Annotated in this window: 17 protein-coding genes, 1 tRNA gene and 1 riboswitch; of the genes, 5 read left to right on the top strand and 13 right to left on the bottom strand. The window is 40.2% G+C overall.

The features are described 5' to 3' along the window. The first annotated feature begins 33 nt into the window (after window positions 1-33). The gene (locus O3652_RS02185) at window positions 34-216 is read left to right on the top strand and encodes a 4-oxalocrotonate tautomerase (protein ID WP_001117401.1); all 183 of its coding nucleotides are present in this window, start codon (window positions 34-36) and stop codon (window positions 214-216) included. A gap of 134 nt (window positions 217-350) precedes the next feature. Beyond that, window positions 351-1,724: a tRNA uridine-5-carboxymethylaminomethyl(34) synthesis GTPase MnmE gene (mnmE, locus tag O3652_RS02180; protein ID WP_125413192.1), complete on the top strand. Its 1,374-nt coding sequence runs from the start codon at window positions 351-353 to the stop codon at window positions 1,722-1,724. 46 nt (window positions 1,725-1,770) lie between these two features. Here mnmE and dapA read toward each other — a convergent pair whose 3' ends face one another. The 4 genes from dapA to O3652_RS02160 form a co-directional block, all read right to left on the bottom strand. Further along, window positions 1,771-2,706 (bottom strand): 4-hydroxy-tetrahydrodipicolinate synthase, encoded by a 936-nt coding sequence (dapA, locus tag O3652_RS02175; protein ID WP_000121600.1) that lies wholly within the window; start codon window positions 2,704-2,706, stop codon window positions 1,771-1,773. A gap of 56 nt (window positions 2,707-2,762) precedes the next feature. Further along, on the bottom strand, window positions 2,763-3,839 hold the full coding sequence (locus O3652_RS02170; RefSeq protein ID WP_000542494.1) for an aspartate-semialdehyde dehydrogenase: 1,077 nt from the start codon (window positions 3,837-3,839) through the stop codon (window positions 2,763-2,765). Between the two features lie 389 nt (window positions 3,840-4,228). Next, window positions 4,229-4,301 (bottom strand) — tRNA-Thr (locus O3652_RS02165). Window positions 4,302-4,405: 104 nt separating this feature from the next. Beyond that, a complete protein-coding gene (locus O3652_RS02160) occupies window positions 4,406-4,915 on the bottom strand; it encodes a QueT transporter family protein (protein ID WP_070567884.1) in 510 nt (169 codons plus the stop codon). After that, a riboswitch (PreQ1 riboswitch) is annotated at window positions 4,913-5,009 on the bottom strand. It overlaps the preceding gene by 3 nt. Window positions 5,010-5,037: 28 nt before the next feature. On the opposite strand from O3652_RS02160, the gene O3652_RS02155 reads away from it, so the two are divergent. Together O3652_RS02155 and mscL are read left to right on the top strand one after the other, a co-directional pair. Then, the gene (locus tag O3652_RS02155) at window positions 5,038-5,475 is read left to right on the top strand and encodes a GtrA family protein (RefSeq protein WP_070567882.1); all 438 of its coding nucleotides are present in this window, start codon (window positions 5,038-5,040) and stop codon (window positions 5,473-5,475) included. 79 nt (window positions 5,476-5,554) lie between these two features. Next, window positions 5,555-5,935, top strand: a complete 381-nt coding sequence (gene mscL / locus O3652_RS02150) for a large conductance mechanosensitive channel protein MscL (protein WP_025170998.1) — start codon at window positions 5,555-5,557, stop codon at window positions 5,933-5,935. A 41-nt stretch (window positions 5,936-5,976) separates the two neighbouring features. Here mscL and hemH read toward each other — a convergent pair whose 3' ends face one another. From hemH to pitA, 6 genes are all read right to left on the bottom strand, one after another. Next, window positions 5,977-7,071, bottom strand: coding sequence for a ferrochelatase (gene hemH, locus O3652_RS02145; protein WP_002882395.1), 1,095 nt, complete (start codon window positions 7,069-7,071; stop codon window positions 5,977-5,979). 77 nt (window positions 7,072-7,148) lie between these two features. Beyond that, window positions 7,149-8,021, bottom strand: coding sequence for a class B sortase (gene srtB, locus O3652_RS02140; protein WP_125413191.1), 873 nt, complete (start codon window positions 8,019-8,021; stop codon window positions 7,149-7,151). Between the two features lie 75 nt (window positions 8,022-8,096). Continuing rightward, complete coding sequence (gene srtB, locus O3652_RS02135; RefSeq protein ID WP_070567878.1) at window positions 8,097-9,098, bottom strand: class B sortase; 1,002 nt, start codon at window positions 9,096-9,098, stop codon at window positions 8,097-8,099. A gap of 16 nt (window positions 9,099-9,114) precedes the next feature. Beyond that, entirely contained in the window at window positions 9,115-10,380 is a 1,266-nt protein-coding gene (locus O3652_RS02130; protein ID WP_312023058.1) for a Spy0128 family protein, read from the bottom strand. Next, window positions 10,380-10,931, bottom strand: a complete 552-nt coding sequence (sipA, locus tag O3652_RS02125) for a PI-2 pilus system signal peptidase SipA (protein ID WP_125413190.1) — start codon at window positions 10,929-10,931, stop codon at window positions 10,380-10,382. The genes O3652_RS02130 and sipA overlap by 1 nt, the downstream gene beginning before the upstream one ends. Further along, the gene (gene pitA / locus O3652_RS02120) at window positions 10,931-13,489 is read right to left on the bottom strand and encodes a PI-2 pilus tip adhesin PitA (RefSeq protein ID WP_371590024.1); all 2,559 of its coding nucleotides are present in this window, start codon (window positions 13,487-13,489) and stop codon (window positions 10,931-10,933) included. The genes sipA and pitA overlap by 1 nt, the downstream gene beginning before the upstream one ends. 358 nt (window positions 13,490-13,847) lie before the next feature. Here pitA and pepT point away from each other — a divergent pair, with 358 nt between their 5' ends. Beyond that, entirely contained in the window at window positions 13,848-15,071 is a 1,224-nt protein-coding gene (pepT, locus tag O3652_RS02115) for a peptidase T (protein WP_070567873.1), read from the top strand. 36 nt (window positions 15,072-15,107) lie between these two features. On the opposite strand, the gene O3652_RS02110 is transcribed toward pepT, so the two are convergent. From O3652_RS02110 to O3652_RS02100, 3 genes are all read right to left on the bottom strand, one after another. Then, entirely contained in the window at window positions 15,108-18,152 is a 3,045-nt protein-coding gene (locus O3652_RS02110) for a pneumococcal-type histidine triad protein (protein WP_371590023.1), read from the bottom strand. A 13-nt stretch (window positions 18,153-18,165) separates the two neighbouring features. Beyond that, window positions 18,166-19,083, bottom strand: a complete 918-nt coding sequence (locus tag O3652_RS02105; protein ID WP_268717040.1) for a metal ABC transporter solute-binding protein, Zn/Mn family — start codon at window positions 19,081-19,083, stop codon at window positions 18,166-18,168. A 196-nt stretch (window positions 19,084-19,279) separates the two neighbouring features. Beyond that, window positions 19,280-21,802, bottom strand: a complete 2,523-nt coding sequence (locus tag O3652_RS02100; RefSeq protein WP_371590022.1) for a pneumococcal-type histidine triad protein — start codon at window positions 21,800-21,802, stop codon at window positions 19,280-19,282. Between the last annotated feature and the right edge of the window lie 25 nt (window positions 21,803-21,827).

Below are 21,827 nucleotides of genomic sequence, written 5' to 3'. Positions count from 1 at the left end.
TAAAGAAATAAAGAATCCACGGAGGAAACCATTATGCCATTTGTTCGCATCGATTTATTTGAAGGACGTACGCTCGAGCAAAAGAAAGCTCTTGCTAAGGAGGTTACTGAAGCAGTTGTCCGCAACACAGGAGCACCTCAGTCTGCTGTTCATGTCATTATCAACGACATGCCTGAAGGAACCTATTTTCCTCAAGGTGAAATGCGTACCAAATAAGCAAGCTTAAGCAGAATTGCTTAGGCTTTTTCAATCTTTAAGTAGCTTCCATTGAAGAAATAACCTAAATTTGTTACAATTTGAAGAGATGTTTGGATACATATCCTAAGAAAAGAAATACAAAAGGAATTAGTATGATTACACGTGAATTTGATACCATCGCTGCTATCTCTACTCCACTAGGTGAAGGGGCCATTGGTATTGTCCGCCTGAGCGGAACTGACAGTTTTGCCATTGCGCAGAAGATTTTTAAAGGCAAGGATTTGAGTAAGGTTGCCAGCCACACTCTCAACTATGGTCACATCGTTGATCCTCAAACTGGTAAGGTCATGGACGAGGTTATGGTTGGGGCTATGAAGTCTCCAAAGACCTTCACTCGCGAGGACATTATCGAGATTAACACCCACGGTGGAATTGCGGTGACCAATGAAATTCTCCAACTAGCTATCCGTGAAGGAGCTCGGTTGGCAGAACCTGGTGAATTTACCAAGCGTGCCTTTCTAAACGGTCGTGTGGACTTAACACAGGCTGAGGCGGTGATGGACATCATCCATGCTAAGACAGATAAGGCCATGAATATTGCAGTCAAACAATTGGACGGTTCTCTTTCTGACCTCATTAATAATACTCGTCAAGAAATCCTCAATACGCTTGCCCAAGTTGAGGTCAATATCGACTATCCTGAGTATGACGATGTTGAGGAAGCCACTACTGCTGTTGTCCGCGAGAAGACTATGGAGTTTGAGCAGTTGCTAACCAATCTCCTTCGAACAGCCCGTCGCGGTAAGATCCTTCGTGAGGGAATTTCAACTGCCATCATCGGCCGTCCCAATGTTGGGAAATCCAGTCTTCTCAATAATCTCCTTCGTGAAGATAAGGCCATCGTAACAGACATCGCAGGTACTACTCGAGATGTCATCGAAGAATACGTCAATATCAATGGTGTTCCTCTTAAATTGATTGATACAGCTGGTATCCGGGAAACAGATGACATCGTCGAACAAATCGGTGTCGAGCGTTCGAAAAAAGCCCTCAAGGAAGCTGACTTGGTGCTACTAGTGCTAAATGCCAGTGAACCACTGACCGCCCAAGATCGCCAACTCTTAGAAATCAGTCAGTATACTAATCGAATCATTCTTCTCAACAAAACTGACCTGCCTGAAGCGATTGAAACTTCTGAACTTCCAGAAGATGTCATCCGTATTTCAGTTCTTAAAAACCAAAACATTGATAAGATTGAAGAACGAATTAATGACCTCTTCTTTGAAAATGCTGGCTTGGTCGAGCAAGATGCTACTTACTTGTCCAACGCCCGTCACATTTCCTTGATTGAAAAAGCAGTCGAAAGCTTACAAGCTGTTAACGAAGGGCTGGAACTGGGTATGCCAGTTGATTTGCTTCAAGTAGATTTGACCCGTACTTGGGAAATTCTCGGAGAAATTACTGGAGATGCCGCACCTGATGAACTCATTACCCAACTCTTTAGCCAATTCTGTTTAGGAAAATAAGAAAAATCCATGATCGTTCTTGCGGTCATGGATTTTATTGTCTTTGTTAGTAATCTGGTCTTAAAACACCAGTTACAGTTGCCTTAGTCGCTTCGTAGTCGCCATCTACAACAACTTTGATAATGCGTTTGGCATCTTCTTCTGGTGCTGGAACGAGAGGTAGACGAGTTGGTCCAGCTTCAAATCCCATGTAGTTCAAAACTGCCTTGACAGGTGCAGGACTTGGATAAGAGAAGAGAGCATTGACCTTAGGGATGAATTTACGCTGAATAGCTGCAGCTTTCTTCATGTCGCTTTCTGCAATGGCAGTGAACATTTCGTGCATTTCGTCCCCATTTGTATGAGAGGCAACAGAAATAACCCCATCTGCACCAAGGTTCATAGCATGGAAGGCATCTCCATCCTCACCTGTATAAATCAAGAACTCTTCTGGCTTGTGCTCAATCAAGTAAGCCATATTAGCCAAGCTGGTACATTCTTTAACACCGATGATATTTGGGTGGTCTGCCAAACGAAGCATAGTTTCTGGAGTCAATTCGACAACCACGCGCCCTGGAATGTTATAAATGATAATAGGTAAATCTGATGCATCTGCAATAGCTTTAAAGTGCTGGTACATGCCTTCTTGAGAAGGTTTGTTGTAGTATGGTACGATAGCAAGTCCAGCAGCGAAGCCACCAAAGTCTGCGACTTCTTTGACAAATTCAATCGAGTCACGTGTATCATTGGTACCTACACCTGCAATCAAAGGAACACGTCCATTGACAATCTTTTGTACAGCTGCAAAGAGTTCCAACTCTTCATCGTGGGTCAAAGTTGGACTCTCAGCAGTCGTTCCAGCTAGAAGAATTCCATCTGTATGATGGGCCAACAAATGCTCGATCAATGCTGGAATAGCATCAAAGTTGATGGAGCCATCCTCATGGAAAGGGGTAATAAAGGCCGTGATGATTTTACACTCTTTTAAATCTTGATAAGACATGAGAAACACCTCTCTATTTCAAAGAAGGAGTTCATCTGAACTCCTAAACGATATGACTATTTTAATTCAAATTTCAACTCAGCTGTTGGACGAACCAATCCACGTTCGTGAAGCGTTTCTGCAATCTGAACTGAGTTCCAGGCAGCACCTTTGAGAAGGTTATCTGAAACAACCCACATATGGATTCCTTTTTCAGCATCTAAGTCTTTACGGATACGACCAACAAAGGTATCACGTGAACCAACAGCATTGATAGCTTGTGGATAGATTTGATGAGCTACATCATCTTCAAGAACTGCACCTGGGAAGGCTGCGATAGCTGCTTTCACTTCTTCTATTGGAGCCACTTCTTTTGTTTCAATGTAAACAGACTCAGAGTGAGCAGACAAGACAGGAATACGCACACATGTTGCAGACACTGCGATGCTATCATCTTCCATGATTTTCTTCGTTTCCTTAGTCATCTTCATCTCTTCGTAAGTGTAATCATTGTCCGTGAAGACATCGATTTGTGGAAGAGCGTTAAAGGCGATAGGATAGTGTTTCTTGTCACCACCTGAAGGCAAGATTTCCGCATGCAAATCACGTGGATTCACACCGTCATTCAAGACTTCACGGAGTTCACGTTGTGTTTCAAGAATCGCTCCCATACCAGCACCTGAAACCGCTTGGTAAGTTGAAACGATGATACGGTCCAAGCCCCATTTTTGACGAACTGGCTCAAGAGCCACCATCATTTGGATTGTTGAACAGTTAGGGCAGGCAATAATCCCGTTGTGGGCATCAAGTGCATGAGCATTGACCTCTGGAACAACCAAAGGAACATCAGGATTTTGACGGAAATAAGATGTATTATCTACTACTACCGCTCCAGCTTGAACTGCGTATGGTGCATACTTAGCTGATGTCGAACCACCTGCTGAGAAGAGTGCAATATCAACACCCTCAAAAGCGGTCTCAGTCGTTTCTTCAATCGTAATATCTTGGTCTTTAAATTTCAAAGTCTTGCCTGCTGAACGTGCAGAAGCAAGGTAACGAATTTTATCGATTGGAAGTGTTGATTCTTCCAACATTTTTATCATCTGAGCTCCGACAGCACCTGTCGCGCCGACTACAGCAACTGTATATCCCATAAATAACCTCTTTCGGAATTTTCTAAAAATTTCTATAATAGATGTATTATACTACTTTTTCCAGAAATTGAAAAGCATTTTTGGGTTATATTTTCTGAAAATTAAAAATCCCTAGTCATTGACCAGGGACTAAGAGGCATCTTCATGTGATGAGCAGGTTCACACAACTCATCAAGGTCCGCTCCTGCGTTATGACCTCCTTATGCTCAATAGCATTCCGAAGACTGCCTATCGACTCATCGCATCTACTATTCTACTAGATAGAGTCACTTTTGTCAACAGCCAAAACTCTTTGCTTCATTTATACAGGTGCATAAGAAATATCTTTGAAAAATTTGGGTCAGACATAACAAAAACCCTTGTAAATAAGGGTTTTTGTATCTATTTAATGCTAATTGCCGGGATTGAACCGGCGACCTCATCCTTACCATGGATGCGCTCTGCCAACTGAGCTAAATCAGCTTACCTAAAAAGTATACTATAGTTCTATGTTCTTGTCAAGCGCTCTCTTTTAATTTATGGAATGAAAAAAGCTAGACTTATCAAGAATCTAGCTTATAAACTTCTTATTTTGTTAGATCGATTCGCTGTCCCAGTTTACCAATCAAAATCGCTCCCACTATAAGTGATGCAAACTCACCAATTCCAGTAGAGAACCATGTGAAGAAGAAGGGAGCTTCTGTCAAGATATGAAGTTCGGCTGCAATGGTAATCATTGAAATGGAGAAGAGGATTGAAAAGAAGAAATGATCTTTTCGAATCAATCCGTTAAAGAGGTAATCTTTGCTGTATTTTGCAAAGAGCCATACACCTAGACTAAGGAAAACTAAGGTAGAACCTCCACCGACAAAGACATCAATTATACCAAAACTAAAGAAATTAGCAATCATACAACCAATCGTCACACCGATGATGTATTTAGGGTTGTAAAATGCCAAGAAATTCAACATTTCTGAAATACGGAACTGATACACCCCAAAACTAAGAACATTGATTGGTGGCGTAATAGTCAAAACTACATAAATAGCAGCAACAATAGCAATATCTGCTATGTCACGAACAGTTAATTTTTTCATGTTTTCTCCTTTAGCGGTTTCCCGCGTAAAATATGCTTGGTGAAAGAAGCTAAGCACCAAGGGTTGAGATTATCAACCTTACTAGTATAGCACATTAGCCAGCTTTATGCTATACTAAAATCATGAAAAGACTAATAAAAGCTTTCTTTGATAACGAAATCCTCTCCTACCTATTTTTTGGTGGTGCTACTACTCTGGTTTCTATTGTATCACGTTTGGTTATTTACCATATCAGCCACCAGGAAATCCTTGCAACTGCCCTTGCAAATTTTATTGGGATTCTCTTTGCCTTTCTCACAAATGATACAATTGTCTTTAAACAAGAGAGAAGGAATTGGCTAACTCGCCTAGCTAAGTTTTTCTTAGCTCGTCTCTCTACTCTTGGACTGGACCTTCTTTTAACTTATATCTTTGTTACAGCCTTTCCTGATATTATTGGCCAGTTTGTTGAATATAATATAGATAGAGTTAATACGGTTGAAACTATCCTAGCGCAAATTTTGATCATCATTTTAAATTATATTTTCAGTAAAATCTATATTTTTAAAGGGGGCAACTGACCACTTTGAGCGTTCAAGTTGCTTTTTGTCACAATTTAGGATATAATAAATCAGAAAATTAGGAAAGGAATTTATGAAAATGTTAAAGGATCTTAAAGCATTTTTGCTTCGTGGTAATGTTGTTGACCTTGCTGTCGGTGTGATCATTGCCTCTGCATTTGGTGCTATCGTTACTTCATTTGTTAACGATATCATCACTCCACTTCTATTGAACCCAGCTTTGGAAGCTGCGAAAGTACAAAACATCGCTGAGCTTGCATGGAATGGTGTTACATATGGTAAATTCTTAAGCGCTGTTATCAACTTCCTTGTTGTGGGTACAGTTCTCTTCTTCGTTATCAAAGGTATTGAAAAAGCTCAAAACCTTCGTAAGAAAGAGGAAGTGGTTGAGGAAGCACCTGCTGCTCCAACTGAACTTGAAGTTCTTCAAGAAATCAAAGCTCTTCTTGAGAAAAAATAAAACAGATAAAGGATCTAGCTTAAAGCTAAATCCTTTTTTCTTTACTCTTTTGGTAATTTCCCAGCCTTTTCGAGCATTTTCTTAATTAAGTACGGCATCTTCACATTTTCACGGCCTTTTTTCTCAATGAGCTTTTTGACAAATTCTGGCATCTGAAGGTCGTCTGTCTCCTCCATGATGTCCTTGGTAGTTGCTGAAGGCGCTAACTCATCAAAAGTTTCTTCTTCTGGGAGAAAAGCTTTAAATTCTTTGTCTTCATTGGCTCTTACAGTAGCAACTAATGCGTCAATTAAACGGCTATCCGTATTGGGCATAGGTGGACGATGGTAGGTGACATCTAATTCTTGACACAACTCATAACATTCTACATCGTTGTCAAACAGGACTTCGATGTGCTCACTGATAAAACTAATCGGGACAAAAATATAATGCTCGGGATGTTGCTTTTGTTCTCGTAAATATTCTAAAACATCTGGCTTGATCCAAGGGATTCCAATATCGCTTTCGCTCTGCCAAGTATTGGTATAGTGGTCTGTCATTAGGCCGAGTTGTTCAGCGATTAGCTTGCTATTATCGAAAATCTGATCGATATATGGATCTCCATAGTCCAAGGCAAAAATGGGAACACTGTGGGCTGAAAAGATTACCTTGAAAGATTCTTCTCCCACATGGTTTCGTAAAATTTTTCTAATCTCATCTGTCCAAAAGTCCAACAAAGGCTGCTGTTGATACCAGTCCTTAATGACTAAAAATCGGATCTGCTGGCTTTCCAGAAACTTTTCATACCCCATGACTGAGTAAAAAGAATAATGAGGTTCCAAAATCAAGCAGATACATTCTTCAACACCATCAGCTTCCATCTGCTTGATCACGTCTGGAATAAAGGGACGAGAAAATTTGTTGGCAAAGTAGATACCGTACTCCTCGCCTAAACGTTCCTTGACTAAATCAACCTCCTCACGTGTAATCCGCTGCAAGGGTGTCCCGCCGATAAGGACATAGTTGTCATAGAGAGTCTGGATCTCGTGGTCTTGGGGTCTAACTCCACGACGAATGTTTGTAAAAAATTCTGCTACTCCTTCAAAACTAATCTCCTCTGGAGATCCAAAGGTCATCATTAATATTGCTTTTTTCATGTTATCATCCTTATGATATTATTTTCACTATCTATTCTATCATGAAAGAAAAAAATAGTAAACGCTTCCGACGTCTACTATTTCTTTTGTTCTTTAGTCTTTTTATCTCGTCTCATGATTAGGATGATAACAACAAGGAGTAAAATAACGATAATCAGGAGAAGAAAGGCAAGGATATAAATCCAATGCGTTGGTAGCCCTTGATCGAAATACCGCGTCCCTACAGCTTCTCCACTTTTATCCTGGGCTGCTTTTACTGGTGCATCCGTTATTTTAGCTAATAGGATATGTCGTCCGTTGGTAATGTTAAGGAAACAGGTGCTTAACAAAACAATCTTGTCCGTTGAGGTCAAGGAGACATCTCGCTTGTACTTGGCTTTACTTAGCAAATATTGATAGTAAGCCTGGTGTTCCTCATCGTTGGAACTCAAAGTTCGGTAAATCTCCGTGTCATAGGCGTCTACTTCTAAAATCCCAAAAATCTCCAGACCACGTTCACGGCCATTGTAGTAGATAGAGCCATAGCGATGCATTTCAAAAAAATCTTGATCCGCAAATTTTTGAATCTCCCCAAACATAGCACCAGAAGCCATGGAGTGACCATAGATGATGGTGTTAAAGTCAGTAAAGTTTGGATTAAAACGATAGTCTAGAAAAATAGACCCTGACACAGTATAATCGCCAAAAGCATTGCGGTCAAGGTATTTGACATTGTCCTGACTCTGCAAGAGGGGATAGTCTACCTTGGTCCCATCAAGGCTAATCCAACCACAAACATCCTTGTTGAGGTGCTGCAAGGTTTCAAAGCCCGTACTGCTGGCATCCTTTTCAATGGGATTATAATGATCGTAGTCACTCGCAAGGACCCTATCAGCTGTAAAAAGACAGAAAAAAACTAGAAAGAGGGATAGAATGACCTTTATAACTTTGCGACTTGTACTTGTTTTCATATTTCCTGCTTTCTCCTTTCTAGCCTTGAAAATAAAAGAGCAAGAGAGGCTATCCCTTTCTCTTTTATTGGTAGTTTAGTCAGTAATGGTATCTGCTCCTTCTTCCTTTGCTTCTCTTCTACGACGCAAGATCAAATAGAGGATGATGAGCAAGAAGATCAATAGCAAGAGCAAGATAAACAAGATGATGTACCATATCCACAAAGGAATCGATGAGAGAAATCGTCCGAGCGACGAATCATCAAAGACACTATAAGGGAATGGTTTTGATTTTTTCGTATGGAAGGTGTTCTTTGGAACCGTATCCGTAATCTTGGCAACTACGATATGTCTCCCATTTGTTACGTCTAGGAAACAGGTACTGAGAAGGATGATATGGTCATTTGGCCCCAGTGTAATGTCTCGTTTGTGAATGGCAACCGAGAGTAAGTGATCGATATATTCTTGGCGCCGATCATCCCCATTAATACCTGGATCGTAGATGTTAAAGTCATAGGCGTCCACCTCGAGCATTTCAAAGATTTCAAGACCTTTTTCAACGCCATTATAGTAAATACTGCCGTAGCGATGCTGGTCAAAGAATTCCTTATCAGAAAACTTTGCTACATCTCCAAACATAACCCCATTTTCTACATGGTGTCCGTAGATGATGGTATTAAAGTCCTCGAACTTGGATTCATTTCGAGCCTCAAGGAAAATAGCTCCTGTAGCTGCAAATTCTCCCTTGGAATCTTTGTTCAGGTACTTTTCATTGTCTTTGGCTTGGACTAAGGGATAGTCGATATTGGTGCCATAGACATTGATCCAACCGAGAACCTCTGGATTGACTTGCTGTAGCTTGTGAAAGCCAGAAAAACTAGCAAGCTCATCTTTCTCAGTAGTACTCACTGGTTTATAGGCCTCATACTCACTTGATGAAGCCTGAGAATAGACCTGATTGGCATCCCAAAGAGCGTAGAAACCAAAGAGAAAGACTAAGGCCGCCAAGAGGAGCAAGATATGATTTATCAACGCATCTACAGCAAGGACCAGACGCCTAGACAAACTCCTTTTTGGTTTCTCACGCTTGATTTTCATCGGTCAAACCAGTTGCTTAAGCTTGTCTGCGTTTTTTAGACAAAACAACAAATCCAGCCAAACCAAGACCAATCATCAAGATGAAAGGAAGATTGTCAATCAAGAGACCAGTAGGGGTAACGTCTGGTAAGCTATTTGTGATAGTGTTATCGTTGGGTTTTTCACCAACAAGGATACTATCTTGAGTGAAATTTGTAGAAACTGTACCAGCTTGATTTTTTGATGCTCCGTTCTCCTTATATGCAGCTGAAGCTGTATAACCTTGAGATCCTGTTTCAACCAATTTATAACGAGTACCTGCAGGAATTGTGTCAAACACCAAAGATTGATCGTGGCGTAGTGTTATAGTTGTTTCTTGACCATAGACAAATGTTTTTGAGGTTTCACCGATTTTACCAGTGATGGATTGTGAAGTTTCTGTAGATGCTTTGGTAAAAGTAAGCTTGAAAGTGAAATCTTTTGATTTATCTGCAGTAGCACCTGACACAACTTTTTTAATTACTAAAGATTTAGCATTTGGATCAACTTTTGAAACATTTGGTTTATTAGGGTTTGGTTCATTTGGATCTGTAATTTTACCAGCATTTTTACGATAGATGTTAGTGAAAAGATCATATTTGTAAGTAGTTCCACTTTCAGATGGTTTTACTTTACCATTCACACTTGGAGTGACTTGTTTAAAATACACAGAAGAAATATATGTTCCTCCTGTAGTTTTGTTCTTAACAATGACATGCATTTCATAGTTGCGATTATCGTATGTCATAAAATCAATAGGTGAACCATTTTTTTGAATAACTTTCCAACCAACATTTTGTTTTTCAGCAACAGTATAGACATATTCACCAGCATGTGTATAGTTCACTTCTCTAAAAATATCGCCGGTATCTTTCTTAATGCTAGTTTGGCCAGTTGCTAAAACGTCTGTTCCAGAATAAGATACATTTTTATCTGTAATTTGACCATTAGTAGAATCAATCGTTTCATAGGGTGCACCATTTGATGATGTACCAGTTTTAGGGGTGAAAGTAAATGTAAAGGTTGCTTCAGGTGTTGTAATTCCTTCCGCAATATTCAATACCTTATTAATAGAAACTTTTGCACTTGTTTCACCATTTGCTTTGGCAGTTGCCACATCATTATCATCCGCAAATGTTGGCACTCCTCTAAAGACCGACAAGGCGGTTACAGCTGCAATGCTTGCAGTAACTAATTTTTTCAAAAATGTTTTTTTCATGATTATTCCTTTTATTTTTAAATTTCTTTTTTCATAAATTGTCATCAAAAGCTCCGTCGCCTTAGGACTGTTACCACCTTGCCATGGGTATCCTGTATAGGAATGGTTCCAAAAGCACGACTATCTACAGCCGTTGTTCGATTGTCTCCGAGGACAAAGAGTTGTCCTGCTGGGACCTTCATCGGGAAGCTAGCCCCTTCCTTATAGAGCAGCGTGTCTTTGTAGATATCCTGCTCTTGTTGAGGAGAACCGTTGATGATGAGACCATTTTCGTTTATATCGATCGTACTTCCTTCAGTTGCAATGACACGCGCCACTCTTTCCTTACCCTTATAACTATAGACGAGCAGATCACCAATCGAATAACGTTTATCCAACCTATAGTAGACAACTAAGTCGCCATCCTTTAAGGCTGGCTTCATGCCATCGTCATTGTATCTCAATAGTCCAAAGACAAAAAAGTAAAGGGTGGCCAGTACAAACCCAACCATCAGAAGCTTACTGACTAAGTAGAGGATATCTCCCCATACACTCGGCGGAGACTTATCCCGATTGACTTGTGTTACTGTTTTCTTATGTTTCTTTTTAAGTAGCATTATTTTCTCCTATGTACCACTAGATATCCGAGTAGGATTGTAAAGAAGATTCCTCCTAGAGGAAGGATTATTCCTAACACGAGTGTACTGCTGAGGAAGTCAATTCCAGTCTCAGGTACATTATTCTTATTATTCGTGACTGTCGCGGACTTGTCCGCATCAAGCTTGCCTTCTTGATTTTCATAAGATACCTGATATCCACGAGAAGAGTTTGATTCCTCTTCTACGGTGTAGTGACTATCGAGTGGAAGTCCATCAATTTTTATGGTTTGATCTTTGTTGAGATCTATAGACGCTCGACCATTCGTAAATTGTAGAGGGGTTCTTTTATTATTCACCGTTGCATTATAGGTTCCATTCAGTGGGCTGTTCTGAGCATCCCTGATGTTAATGGTAATCTTGAAGGATTTTAATAGATTGGCAAATACCCCCGTAACCTTTTTTGTAACGGATAAACTTGGAAGCTTGTGATTCGTAACAGTGCTGGTTTCGTCTTTATTCAGATCACCCTCTTGATTCTCATATGTAACGTGGTAACCGTTCGTTGATGCCGCTTCTTCTTCAACTTTGTAATGAGTTCCTCGAGGAAGATAGCTTAGAATACCTTTCCAACGTTTTCGTTTGTCAACACGAATCTTCGCTTCACCATTCACAACATTTATCTCACCAAAAGTTCCATTCAATGGCGAAGAATCAGGAGAGGTTAGTTTTACCTTAATCCAAAACTCTTTGTTCAAGTTATTTTCAGCTTCCAACACTTTCTTAATCGTCAGACTTGGCAATTGTTTATAGATGACCTTAAAGGATGGTTTAGATTCTGTACCAACATTTTTTATTTCTTTGGTAAAGGCGGGGACGTCCGGTGCAATTATATCGTATTGATATCCTTTGGCAACCTTTTCAAAGTTCCTCGTTTCATTAGATTTATTTTTTTCAACAGTCACATTGGTCTTTCGATATTCTTGATTGTCAGAACCTCCGTTCTTGTTCTTTTGAACCAGTTTCAGTTCAACATTACTCGGTTGATCAGCTGTAATAACAGTTCTCGCACCCGTCACACCTTGCCATTCAACTTCCACTGGTACCGTTAATGGATCTGAAGGCTTAAAGGTTGGGTTGTCAGTGTATTCTTTAGTCTTGGTTTGAGTAGTACCGATTCCATAAGAATAAGTGACACTGGCACCTTTATTGGAGTAGAGTTTATTGACATCAGATCCCTCAGCATCACCAGCCTCTAGTTTTTTATCACCAGCAATAGCATCTAAGGCTTCTTGACTTGATGTAACAGTAAATTTGAGGGCGTACTTCACACTATCATCAAGAATGTAGTTAGGATTAAATTTTGCTGCTACTTCGACCAGACCATTTTCATTCTTCCTTGTTTCCAGCGTAACCTTATCTGATCCCAAGGTTTCCTGTTTATCGTTTTCGATTTTTACAACTCGAATATTTGAACTGTTATTGGGAAGAAGTTGAACATATTTGGACAAAACATCCTTGATCGTCACATGGTGAACACCTAGAGGAAGGATTTTCTTGGTGATTTCCTTAAATTGTTCCCTCAATTCCCTTTCATTGTTAGCGGATAATATTTCGTTTGGAATGGAAGAATTATAACTACCAATGTACTCTTTTAGTTTAGAAATACTATCTGTACTATTAGAGTAGCGGAATTTGATAGAATAAAATCCATCAATCTTGGGAGCAAGATAACCAGAAACTGTTTCAGTAAACGTGTTTAGATTGGTTTGATACCACGATGGAGCTATTTCTGTTACACCATCATTATTGCTCCAATTGTAGATCGTATAGCCTCTAGTATCGTAGTACATGTTCGCAAAACCATCTGACAAAAGAATAACAACCTTTTTTGCACTTGTTCTAGCTGACTGAAGTAATTCTGTTGCTGACTGAAGTCCTGCACCAATATTAGTACCTGTACCTATTCCTCTTTCATAACCAATCGAATCACCACTATTATCAACAGACATTCTAGAAACCATGCTTTTAGCTCCTTGAATATCATTACTCCAGTTCAAGACTGTCTTAGCATCGTCATGAGGGGATATACCGGAAAAGTAACCCGCCCAAGCTGGCCATTGATAATAATTATCGTAACGTAGGTTATCTATTTTCCCAGCAAATCCAACAATTGATAAACGATTGTTAGAGTTTGAAAGGATTGTGTCTATCAAACCACGGCGACCGTTTTCACCTTGGAGTGTATTTTTCAGAGCTTGTAGCCTACTAATTACAGCTCCATTAGAGGATTTTACATCCTGATATGTCATACTTCCAGATAAATCTGCTACAAGCACGACATCTAGAGGATCTGACTGTATCTCAGCACCAAGTGCGGACGTTATATCCAATGACAATTCATACTTGTCATCCTCCCCTGATATCGGAGTAATCGTTTTATGTAAGCTTGTCTGAGGTTCAGTAGTAGAATCTGCATTTAACAGACTTATCGGAGCACACAAAAAGAGAATAGCTAACAGTATAACTAAACGGCGCGCAATAATTTGAACTTTCTTAAAATCGAAGCGAATGTTCATTTTATTCTCCTTAACTAGAATGCACTAATATTATTATTATATCAATCTAGTACATTTACAAGATAATTGTACAATAAAGTTCACGCAGTGTCAATTAATATGATTAATTTTATATTATGTTAATTAATAAAAGAGTATGATTCTTCTTTGTCTTTCAAACTATTCTATGGTAAAATGAAAAAAGAATAAAAAAATCTCATAAAATATCAATGCATATATTTTAATTTAAAATATCCAAGATTTCATTTAAAAGTCTATTGAATTTGAATTATTATATTTTTTCAAAATTCGTGAAATTTTCAGAATGAGGCATTTTCCGAAGTTTGCATTCTATTTTATGATTGTTAAAGGAGTTTTTATGACTTATCCGAACCTTTTAGATCGTTTCTTGACATACGTTAAGGTCAATACGCGTTCTGACGAACACTCTACTACTACTCCAAGTACGCAAAGCCAGGTAGATTTTGCGACCAATGTTCTTATTCCCGAAATGAAACGTGTCGGTCTGCAAAATGTCTACTACCTTCCAAATGGTTTTGCTATTGGTACCTTACCAGCTAATGATCCTAGCTTAACACGCAAGATTGGCTTCATCTCCCACATGGACACAGCTGACTTTAATGCTGAGGGAGTTAATCCGCAAGTCATCGAAAATTACGATGGTGGAGCTATCGACTTAGGAGATTCTGGTTTTAAACTCGATCCGGCCGACTTCAAGAGCCTTGAGAAATATCCAGGCCAAACACTCATCATAACCGATGGCACGACCTTGCTGGGTGCTGATGACAAGTCAGGGATTGCTGAGATTATGACTGCTATTGAATATCTGACTGCTCATCCCGAAATCAAACACTGTGAGATTCGAGTTGGTTTTGGTCCAGATGAAGAAATTGGCGTTGGAGCTAACAAGTTTGATGCAGAAGACTTTGACGTTGACTTTGCCTATACTGTTGATGGTGGTCCGCTAGGAGAACTTCAGTACGAGACTTTCTCAGCAGCTGCTGCTGAGCTTCATTTCCAAGGGCGCAATGTCCACCCTGGTACTGCAAAGGGTCAAATGGTCAATGCCCTTCAGCTAGCAATTGATTTTCATAATCAACTTCCTGAGAATGACCGACCTGAACTAACAGATGGTTACCAAGGTTTCTATCATCTTATGGATGTGTCAGGTAGTGTCGAGGAGGCGCGTGCAAGCTACATCATTCGCGATTTTGAAAAGGATGCCTTTGAAACACGTAAAGCAGCTATGCAGTCTATTGCTGACAAGATGAATCAAGAACTTGGGAATGATCGCGTGACCTTGACTCTGACTGACCAGTACTACAATATGAAGGAAGTCATTGAGAAAGACATGACACCCGTTACCATTGCTAAAGCTGTTATGGAAGATTTAGGTATCACGCCAATTATAGAACCAATTCGTGGTGGAACAGATGGGTCTAAGATTTCCTTTATGGGAATTCCAACTCCAAATATCTTTGCTGGTGGTGAAAACATGCATGGACGTTTTGAATACGTCAGCCTTCAAACTATGGAGCGTGCGGTGGATACCATCATTGGCATTGTATCTTATAAAGACTAAAAAAGACGAGGTAGCTCAGCTACTTCGTCTTTCTTTTTATTCATTTGGTTGAGCACTTGTCTCAGACTCACTTTGCGCTTGCTTTTCTGTTGGTTTAGAAGTAGCTGTTTCACTGTCTTTCTCAGACTTAGATTGGCTGCCAGTTTCACTTGCTTTTGAACGAAGTTCTTGGTTCAAGCTAATGATTTCTTTAGCTAGAGTGAGGAGGCCTTCTTTATCACTGCTTTTGGCTGCAAGTTGATCAAAAAGGGCATCGACACGTTCAAAGTCAGCATCGGATCCTTTGTTATCCTCTAAGTACTTGTGAAGAGAGAGCAAGACATTATAGAGTTTTTGGTAGATGATCACCGTTTGTGGATCTTGTTCCGCTTCTTTTTTCTCTCGTTGGATAGTCGCTGCAATACGATTTAAAAGATCTTCAAGTTGTGTTTTAGCTTCGTCAAGGTCTGCATTTTCCTTTTCAGCAGCCGCTTTGATATTAGCAGCTTCTTCAGCTAGGGATTGTTTGACACCATCTTCCTTGACACGCGCTAGAAGTTGAACGACTTTGGATAGGAGAGCATCCACATCTTCCTTCTTGACCTTGCTAACCCGCTCTTCTGGCATAAAATCACCGTAGAGTTCTTTTAGGAATTCATAGATAGCTGTCTTAGCGGTTTGACTATCTACTTTTTCCGTATCTAGAATAGTCTTACCAGCTTTTGTAGAAACGGGTTCTTCTTTGAGAGCTTCTTCTACTTCTAGCTTAGTTTGGTAAATAGTTGGGAATAACTTGTTCAAGTCGGTCGCTTTGAGGAAAGATTGTGACTGGTAAAGTTCCCATGTCAACTTAGCAACACGGTTCCGAAGCTCTTCTCTCAAACGACCGTCAGATACATGTTCATAGAAATACTTGATGTACTCTACTGTTGTGACTCCTGTACGATCGCGGAAATCTTGCAAGGCCTGCAATTTCGCTTCAATGGCAGCCAACTCTGTCTCATCCTGTGCTAGTTTTGCTTCCTGCAAATGTACCAAAAGATCCTTCTTAGGCAAACCATAAGTATCTGTATCCAGTGTATTGATCTTATCTACTAGGGCTTGATACTTCTTATCTAAAGGTGATGTTTCAACTGGTGCCACACTTTGATCCACATGGATATATTGCTTATCAAAGAGATCCAAGGCTGCTAGATATCCAGCAGTTGAGTTTGTTGTCAATTTTTTCATATTTTCGGTGAACTGCCCCAAAGCAAGTTCAACCCGTCTCTGCATGATTGGCTGGTCTTTGTAGAGACTTCTGCTATCTGCTAAAAGTTGATCCACCTTAGATAGAACAGTTTGTTCATCAAAAGTCCCAGGTTGATAGGTCGATTGTAGGGCCGGAATCTTATTTTTCAAAGCCACTTCATAGCCCTTAGTTTGGACCTTGATATAGTGATTGTGGTCTCCGTGAGGAATCACAAAACTATCATTTTCTACTTGCAAACTATAAGGAGACACCCCATCACGTAGGGCAGTCGTATACAGTTCATTTAGGAAATCAAGTTCTGGATTCCCAGTTTGGAGAGGAATACGAACATGTTCTTTTCGAACAGCATAGGGATGGATATGGGTTGGATCATAAGCCTGATCCGGATTTCCAAAGACAAAGAATCCATTTGAAATACGAATCGCTTCGAGCGGAACCCCGTAGGTCTGTGAGATATACTTGATTTTTTCTTCATCGCTAGCATCTCTTGAGAAACTTTCCACAGTCTTTGCAAGTGGTTGAACGTGCTGCGGCTGATGATTTTCTTTCAAGTGATCTTGGGCAGCTTTGATTTGGGCTACAGTCAAGTCCTTCTTAAAGAAATAATGAGCGTGATCTCCATGAGAAACTACAAAACCTTGCTCATCTTCACTAATAACACGATCAGCTGCAAAACCATGATCATGTTCTTCGCTGTGATGGTGGTCATGCTCCTCTCCATCATGGTCATGGTCTTCATGGTTGGTATCCTGACTTCCATGGCCACCGTCTTGGTCATGATGATCTTGTTGAGCTGGATGTTCTGCTGGTTTGCTTGGATTTTCCAAAGGTGTTGGCTTCCCACTGTCGCTAGCAAGAGGAATCATACGAGCAATCTTTTCTTCCAAGGCAGAAAGCTTTGTATATGGGATGAAATGATAGTGATTTCCGTGTGGAATCGCTACGCCACTTGGTGTTCTGCTTGAAATCTTAGCAGGGTCAAAAATCAAGCCATCTGATTCAGCATAACGTTGACTACTTGGAAGAGCATAGAGTTGCTGCAATAGACTCTGTAAGCTCTCTTCTGGATTGCTTGGTCTTTCAGCTTCTTGACTCGGATTGCTAGTTTGACTAGTTGTGTTTGGACTCGGACGATAGTCAGTCACACTTGCTTGTTTTCTAGTTCCAGAAAGGTAGGCTTGGGCAGCAGCCAATTCACTAGCAGACAAGGAGCTCTTTGGAATATAGTGGTAATGTCCACCATGAGGGACAATATAAGCATCTCCAGTATCCTCTATAATATCAGACGGATTAAAGATGTAGCCATCTTCGGTAGTATAACGGCCTTGTGATCGCGCAAGTGTCACTGCACTGTTAGAAGTTGGTGCATCATGAGTATGACCTTGTTTTTGGCGCTCAATTTCGTCCTTCGTACGAACATTATCAGCATGAGCCACATCTTTAAGGTAGACATAATACTTACCATCCACCTTGATAATGTAGCCACCTTTGATTTCGTTGACAATGTCAGCGTCTTTAAGTTGATAATTGGCATCTTTCATCAAAAGTTCTTCACTGAAAATCGCATCAAAAGGAACTTTCCCATTGTAATAATGGAAATGATCATCGTGTGAAGTCACATAACCTTGATCGGTAATTTTCACGACAATTTGTTCTGCCTGAATGTCTTCTTTTTTGCTAACTTGATCTGGTGTCTGGGTCTCTGTTTTTTGAGAGTCTTGCTTCCCATCAACGTAAGACACACGGTTATTATCTTTGTTTTCTTCTACCTGGTGTTGGTTCAATGCATAGATGCAAAGGCTTAGGGAAAGTACAAGAGCCGATCCTGCTACAAGGTATTTCTTCTTCATTTTTATCATCTCCTCATTTTAATTCTTCTGCAAGAACATTCATATTTTCTTCTAGATTTTCTAAGTAAGTTTTGTCATTTTCAGGATCTGCTTCTAAAGGATTGAGGGTCTTTAGGCTAACTCCTGTTGATTTGACCAAAGTCTCAGCGACTTTAGAAGAAGCATTGCTCTCAGTAAAGATGGTTTTAACCTTATAGGTCTTAACGAATTCCTGAATTTCTGTTAGTTGTCTCGGACTTGGTTCTTGTTCAGGGGAAATCCCTGCTATACCAAGTTGTTTCAAACCAAAGCGTTTAGCGAGATAAGAAAAGGCTGTGTGTTGTGTAACAAAGGTCTTTTGACTCGCTTTTTCAAAAATAGGCTGGTACTTCTTAGTCAATTCTTGGGCTTTAGCGATAAAGTTTTTAGCATTCTTTTGATACGTTTCCTTATTAGCACTATCAATCTCCGAAAGTTTGTCAGCGATAATCTGAGCTTCTTCACCTGCTTTTTCTGGATCTAACCAAGTGTGAGGGTCGTAGAGTGTTTTTTCATCGATGCCGTCACCAGCTTCTACATCTTCCAAACCTGGTACACGCTCCAACATCATTCCTTCAGAAGCTTCTAAAACTTTAACTTTTGAGTTTTTCAAGTTAGGATCTAGACTTCCCGCCCAAGATTCGAGCGTATGAGAGTGATAGACAAAGACATCCGCATCATAAATGGCAGCAATGTCATTTGCTGACGGTTCAAAGGAGTGAATTCCACTACTTGACTGAATCATCCGTACATCATTCAAGTCCCCCGATACCTCTTTGACCATGGCGTAGATAGGGTAAAAACTTGTGACAATCTTCATCCCTTTTGCTTCTTGTTTTTCTTTTTGACTACATGCTCCTAAGACAAGAGCCAATAAACTGGCCATCAATAATAGGATCGTTCTTTTTTTCATCATTACTCCTTAACTGGTATTTAACCATTTAATTAACTAGTAAATAGTTTATCTTTATTTACACTATATGTCAAGTTATTTTGCACATTTTCATAAAAAAAATGAGAACTAGAACTCACATTCTGCTCTCATTTTTCGATTTTATCTTTTCTATATATCCTATCCTGTTTTTAGGAGTTAGAAAATTGGGGTAGGTTTAGTTACTCTCCTTTAGCAATGCCAACAGCTTTTGAACTTCTGCCATAATAGTATTGTTGTCTTGGGCGCCAAATAGCAAGTTATTCTTTAATCCTGTGAGAGTTTCTTTGGCATTGGACTTGATAATGGGGTCTTGGATCTTTGCAAGTAGCTCTTCAGCCTCTCTCAGTTTTTCTTCAACCTTTTCAGTCTCGACCTGAGGTTCTTCTGGTTCCTCTGGTGATTCTTCTTCCGGCTCCTCAGTTGGTTTTGGAGATTCTGGTTTCTCACTTTGAGGCTTCTCTTCGCGTGGCTTTTCTTCCTCAGGTTTGTCTGTCCGAGGTTTCTCCTCTGATGGTTTTTCCGTTTGATTGGTATCAGCTTGACCATTTTGGTTTCTTTGAACATGGTCACTTGCATTTCCCCAACCACTATCTGAATGCGGACGTTCGTTTGGATGTTCGACATAGTACTTCACAGTCGCAAAGAGATCCTCTAAAGTATACCCCTTAGGAGCCTCATAAAGACCTTCGTCAAACCACTCAAATTTGATGTTATGGTAATGGTCATAATGAGGAATAATCAAGCTTCCGTTTTTGACTTCCACAGTATGTTGGAGATTGTAAGGCATATGATCAAGTGGCACCTTCTTAGCTGCTTTCACGCGGTTGTAGATAGCTTCTGCTCCTTTAGCCTCCGTATTTCCTGGATTCTGATGGTCTGTTGAAGGAGGAGTCAAACCTTTCTCTTTAGCATAAACCTGTGCTGCTGCTCTTTCAGCTTCAGACAAACTATCTTTCTTAATCCAATGACTGTGGGTCATATGTGGAGTTACATAGGCATCCCCCTCATCACTGGTGATATCACGAGGATCAAAGATATAGCCATCTTCTGTTGTATACTTGCCTGCCAACTTGGCTACCTGAATCTCATCATCAGTGTAGGCAATTTGCGCATTTGGTTTTCCTAGACGTTCTGGATGACGAATCGGTGCTAGAAAGGCCAAGATATCATCCACCAACTTGACTTTATCACTTGAGGCATCATTGAGACGTTCCAACAGTTTATCCAAAGTGTCAAATTCAGCTTGGCGCCCTTTATTGGAAATTAAATCTTGATGAACTTTTGCTAGTAAATCATAAGCCTTATTGTAAAATCCTTGATCACCAGATGGGAGGTTAGTTTTCTTAGCTCCAAGTTTATGAGACAAACTTTCTTGCTTGTCTAGTTTACTATCAATGGCTGCAGCAGTTTCTGCTGAAAGTTCCTTGGCAGGAATATAACGAGAGATTCCATTCTCCTCAAATACAAAGCCATCAGCTACTTTTCGAACCGCTTTTTTGACCAGTTTTTCGTCAATTGGATTACTTGGAGCTGGTTGAGGATTTGGTGTAGGTTGCGGACTCGGACTAGGTTCCGGAGTCGGCTGCGGACTTGGTTCTTCCGGTCTTGAATCTGGCACCCAATGGTTCGAACTGTAACGAAGAGGAATAATACGAGCGATTCGCTCTTCCAATTCAGACATCTGTGAATAAGGGATAAAATGGTAATGGTCCCCATGAGGGACAGCTACACCTCTGGCGGTTCGACTTGTAATCTGTGCTGGGTCGAAGACAAGGCCATCAGATTCTACGTGTCGTTGGCTTAAAGGCAGTTTGTAGAGCTGTTTCAAAAGACTACCAATGTCATCACTTTGTCTTGCTTGGTTATCATCTCTACCGTTGTCAGATGTGTTCGTGTAGTTGTTGCCTTGATTATTATAGGATGGAATCCATCTATCTACATCGCTGCTGGTACTGTTGTTATTGGTACGGCGATAAGTAGCAGTGTTTGATTGACCACTTCTACCAGATAGGAAGGCTTCTGCAGCAGCCAACTCGCTAGCTGATAACTCATTCTTAGGAATGTAATGGTAATGGTCGCCATGAGGAACGATATAAGCATCACCAGTATCCTCTATAATATCAGAAGCATTAAAGATATAACCGTCATCTGTAGTATAACGGCCCTGAGCTCTGGCAGCAACTACCGCTTTATCGTTAGATCCACCTCCGTGTTTACTACCGTGTTCCAGCTTCTGACGAGTAATTTCTTCTTTTGAGCGAACATTATCAGCATGTGATGCATCCTTTAGATAGACATAATACTTACCATCTACCTTAATCACATAGCCACCCTTGATTTCATTGACAATGTCTGAATCCTTCAACTGATAATTCGGATCCTTCATCAGCAACTCTTCACTGATGATAGCATCATAAGGGACCTTCCCGTTGTAATAATGATAGTGGTCGCCATGTGAAGTGACATAGCCTTGGTCTGTTATCTTGATGACGATTTGTTCGGCATTGATGCCTTCTTTTTTACTAACCTCATCAGGAGTCAAATTCTCCGTTTTTTGCGTCGCTTGTTTACCATCTATATAGGAAACACGGTTATTTTCCTTTACTGTTCTAGCTTGATACAGTCCCAACTCGTAAGAACAAACACTTAAAATTAAAGCTGCCGCAGAACCAGCAAGGTATTTTTTATTAATTTTCATCGAAACTCACTTTCTATTTGATATT

It is taken from the genome of Streptococcus sp. 27098_8_23, assembly GCF_041432195.1.
Classification (GTDB): domain Bacteria; phylum Bacillota; class Bacilli; order Lactobacillales; family Streptococcaceae; genus Streptococcus.
This window is presented reverse-complemented; position numbering and strand designations above follow the sequence as displayed.

Excerpts from the sequence above, each read along its gene's own strand:
- O3652_RS02185 (WP_001117401.1), top strand. The coding sequence starts at position 34 with ATGCCATTTGTTCGCATCGATTTATTTGAAGGACGTACGCTCGAGCAA.
- mnmE (WP_125413192.1), top strand. The coding sequence starts at position 351 with ATGATTACACGTGAATTTGATACCATCGCTGCTATCTCTACTCCACTA.
- dapA (WP_000121600.1), bottom strand. The coding sequence starts at position 2,706 with ATGTCTTATCAAGATTTAAAAGAGTGTAAAATCATCACGGCCTTTATT.
- O3652_RS02170 (WP_000542494.1), bottom strand. The coding sequence starts at position 3,839 with ATGGGATATACAGTTGCTGTAGTCGGCGCGACAGGTGCTGTCGGAGCT.
- O3652_RS02160 (WP_070567884.1), bottom strand. The coding sequence starts at position 4,915 with ATGAAAAAATTAACTGTTCGTGACATAGCAGATATTGCTATTGTTGCT.
- O3652_RS02155 (WP_070567882.1), top strand. The coding sequence starts at position 5,038 with ATGAAAAGACTAATAAAAGCTTTCTTTGATAACGAAATCCTCTCCTAC.
- mscL (WP_025170998.1), top strand. The coding sequence starts at position 5,555 with ATGTTAAAGGATCTTAAAGCATTTTTGCTTCGTGGTAATGTTGTTGAC.
- hemH (WP_002882395.1), bottom strand. The coding sequence starts at position 7,071 with ATGAAAAAAGCAATATTAATGATGACCTTTGGATCTCCAGAGGAGATT.
- srtB (WP_125413191.1), bottom strand. The coding sequence starts at position 8,021 with ATGAAAACAAGTACAAGTCGCAAAGTTATAAAGGTCATTCTATCCCTC.
- srtB (WP_070567878.1), bottom strand. The coding sequence starts at position 9,098 with ATGAAAATCAAGCGTGAGAAACCAAAAAGGAGTTTGTCTAGGCGTCTG.
- O3652_RS02130 (WP_312023058.1), bottom strand. The coding sequence starts at position 10,380 with ATGACAATTTATGAAAAAAGAAATTTAAAAATAAAAGGAATAATCATG.
- sipA (WP_125413190.1), bottom strand. The coding sequence starts at position 10,931 with ATGCTACTTAAAAAGAAACATAAGAAAACAGTAACACAAGTCAATCGG.
- pitA (WP_371590024.1), bottom strand. The coding sequence starts at position 13,489 with ATGAACATTCGCTTCGATTTTAAGAAAGTTCAAATTATTGCGCGCCGT.
- pepT (WP_070567873.1), top strand. The coding sequence starts at position 13,848 with ATGACTTATCCGAACCTTTTAGATCGTTTCTTGACATACGTTAAGGTC.
- O3652_RS02110 (WP_371590023.1), bottom strand. The coding sequence starts at position 18,152 with ATGAAGAAGAAATACCTTGTAGCAGGATCGGCTCTTGTACTTTCCCTA.
- O3652_RS02105 (WP_268717040.1), bottom strand. The coding sequence starts at position 19,083 with ATGAAAAAAAGAACGATCCTATTATTGATGGCCAGTTTATTGGCTCTT.
- O3652_RS02100 (WP_371590022.1), bottom strand. The coding sequence starts at position 21,802 with ATGAAAATTAATAAAAAATACCTTGCTGGTTCTGCGGCAGCTTTAATT.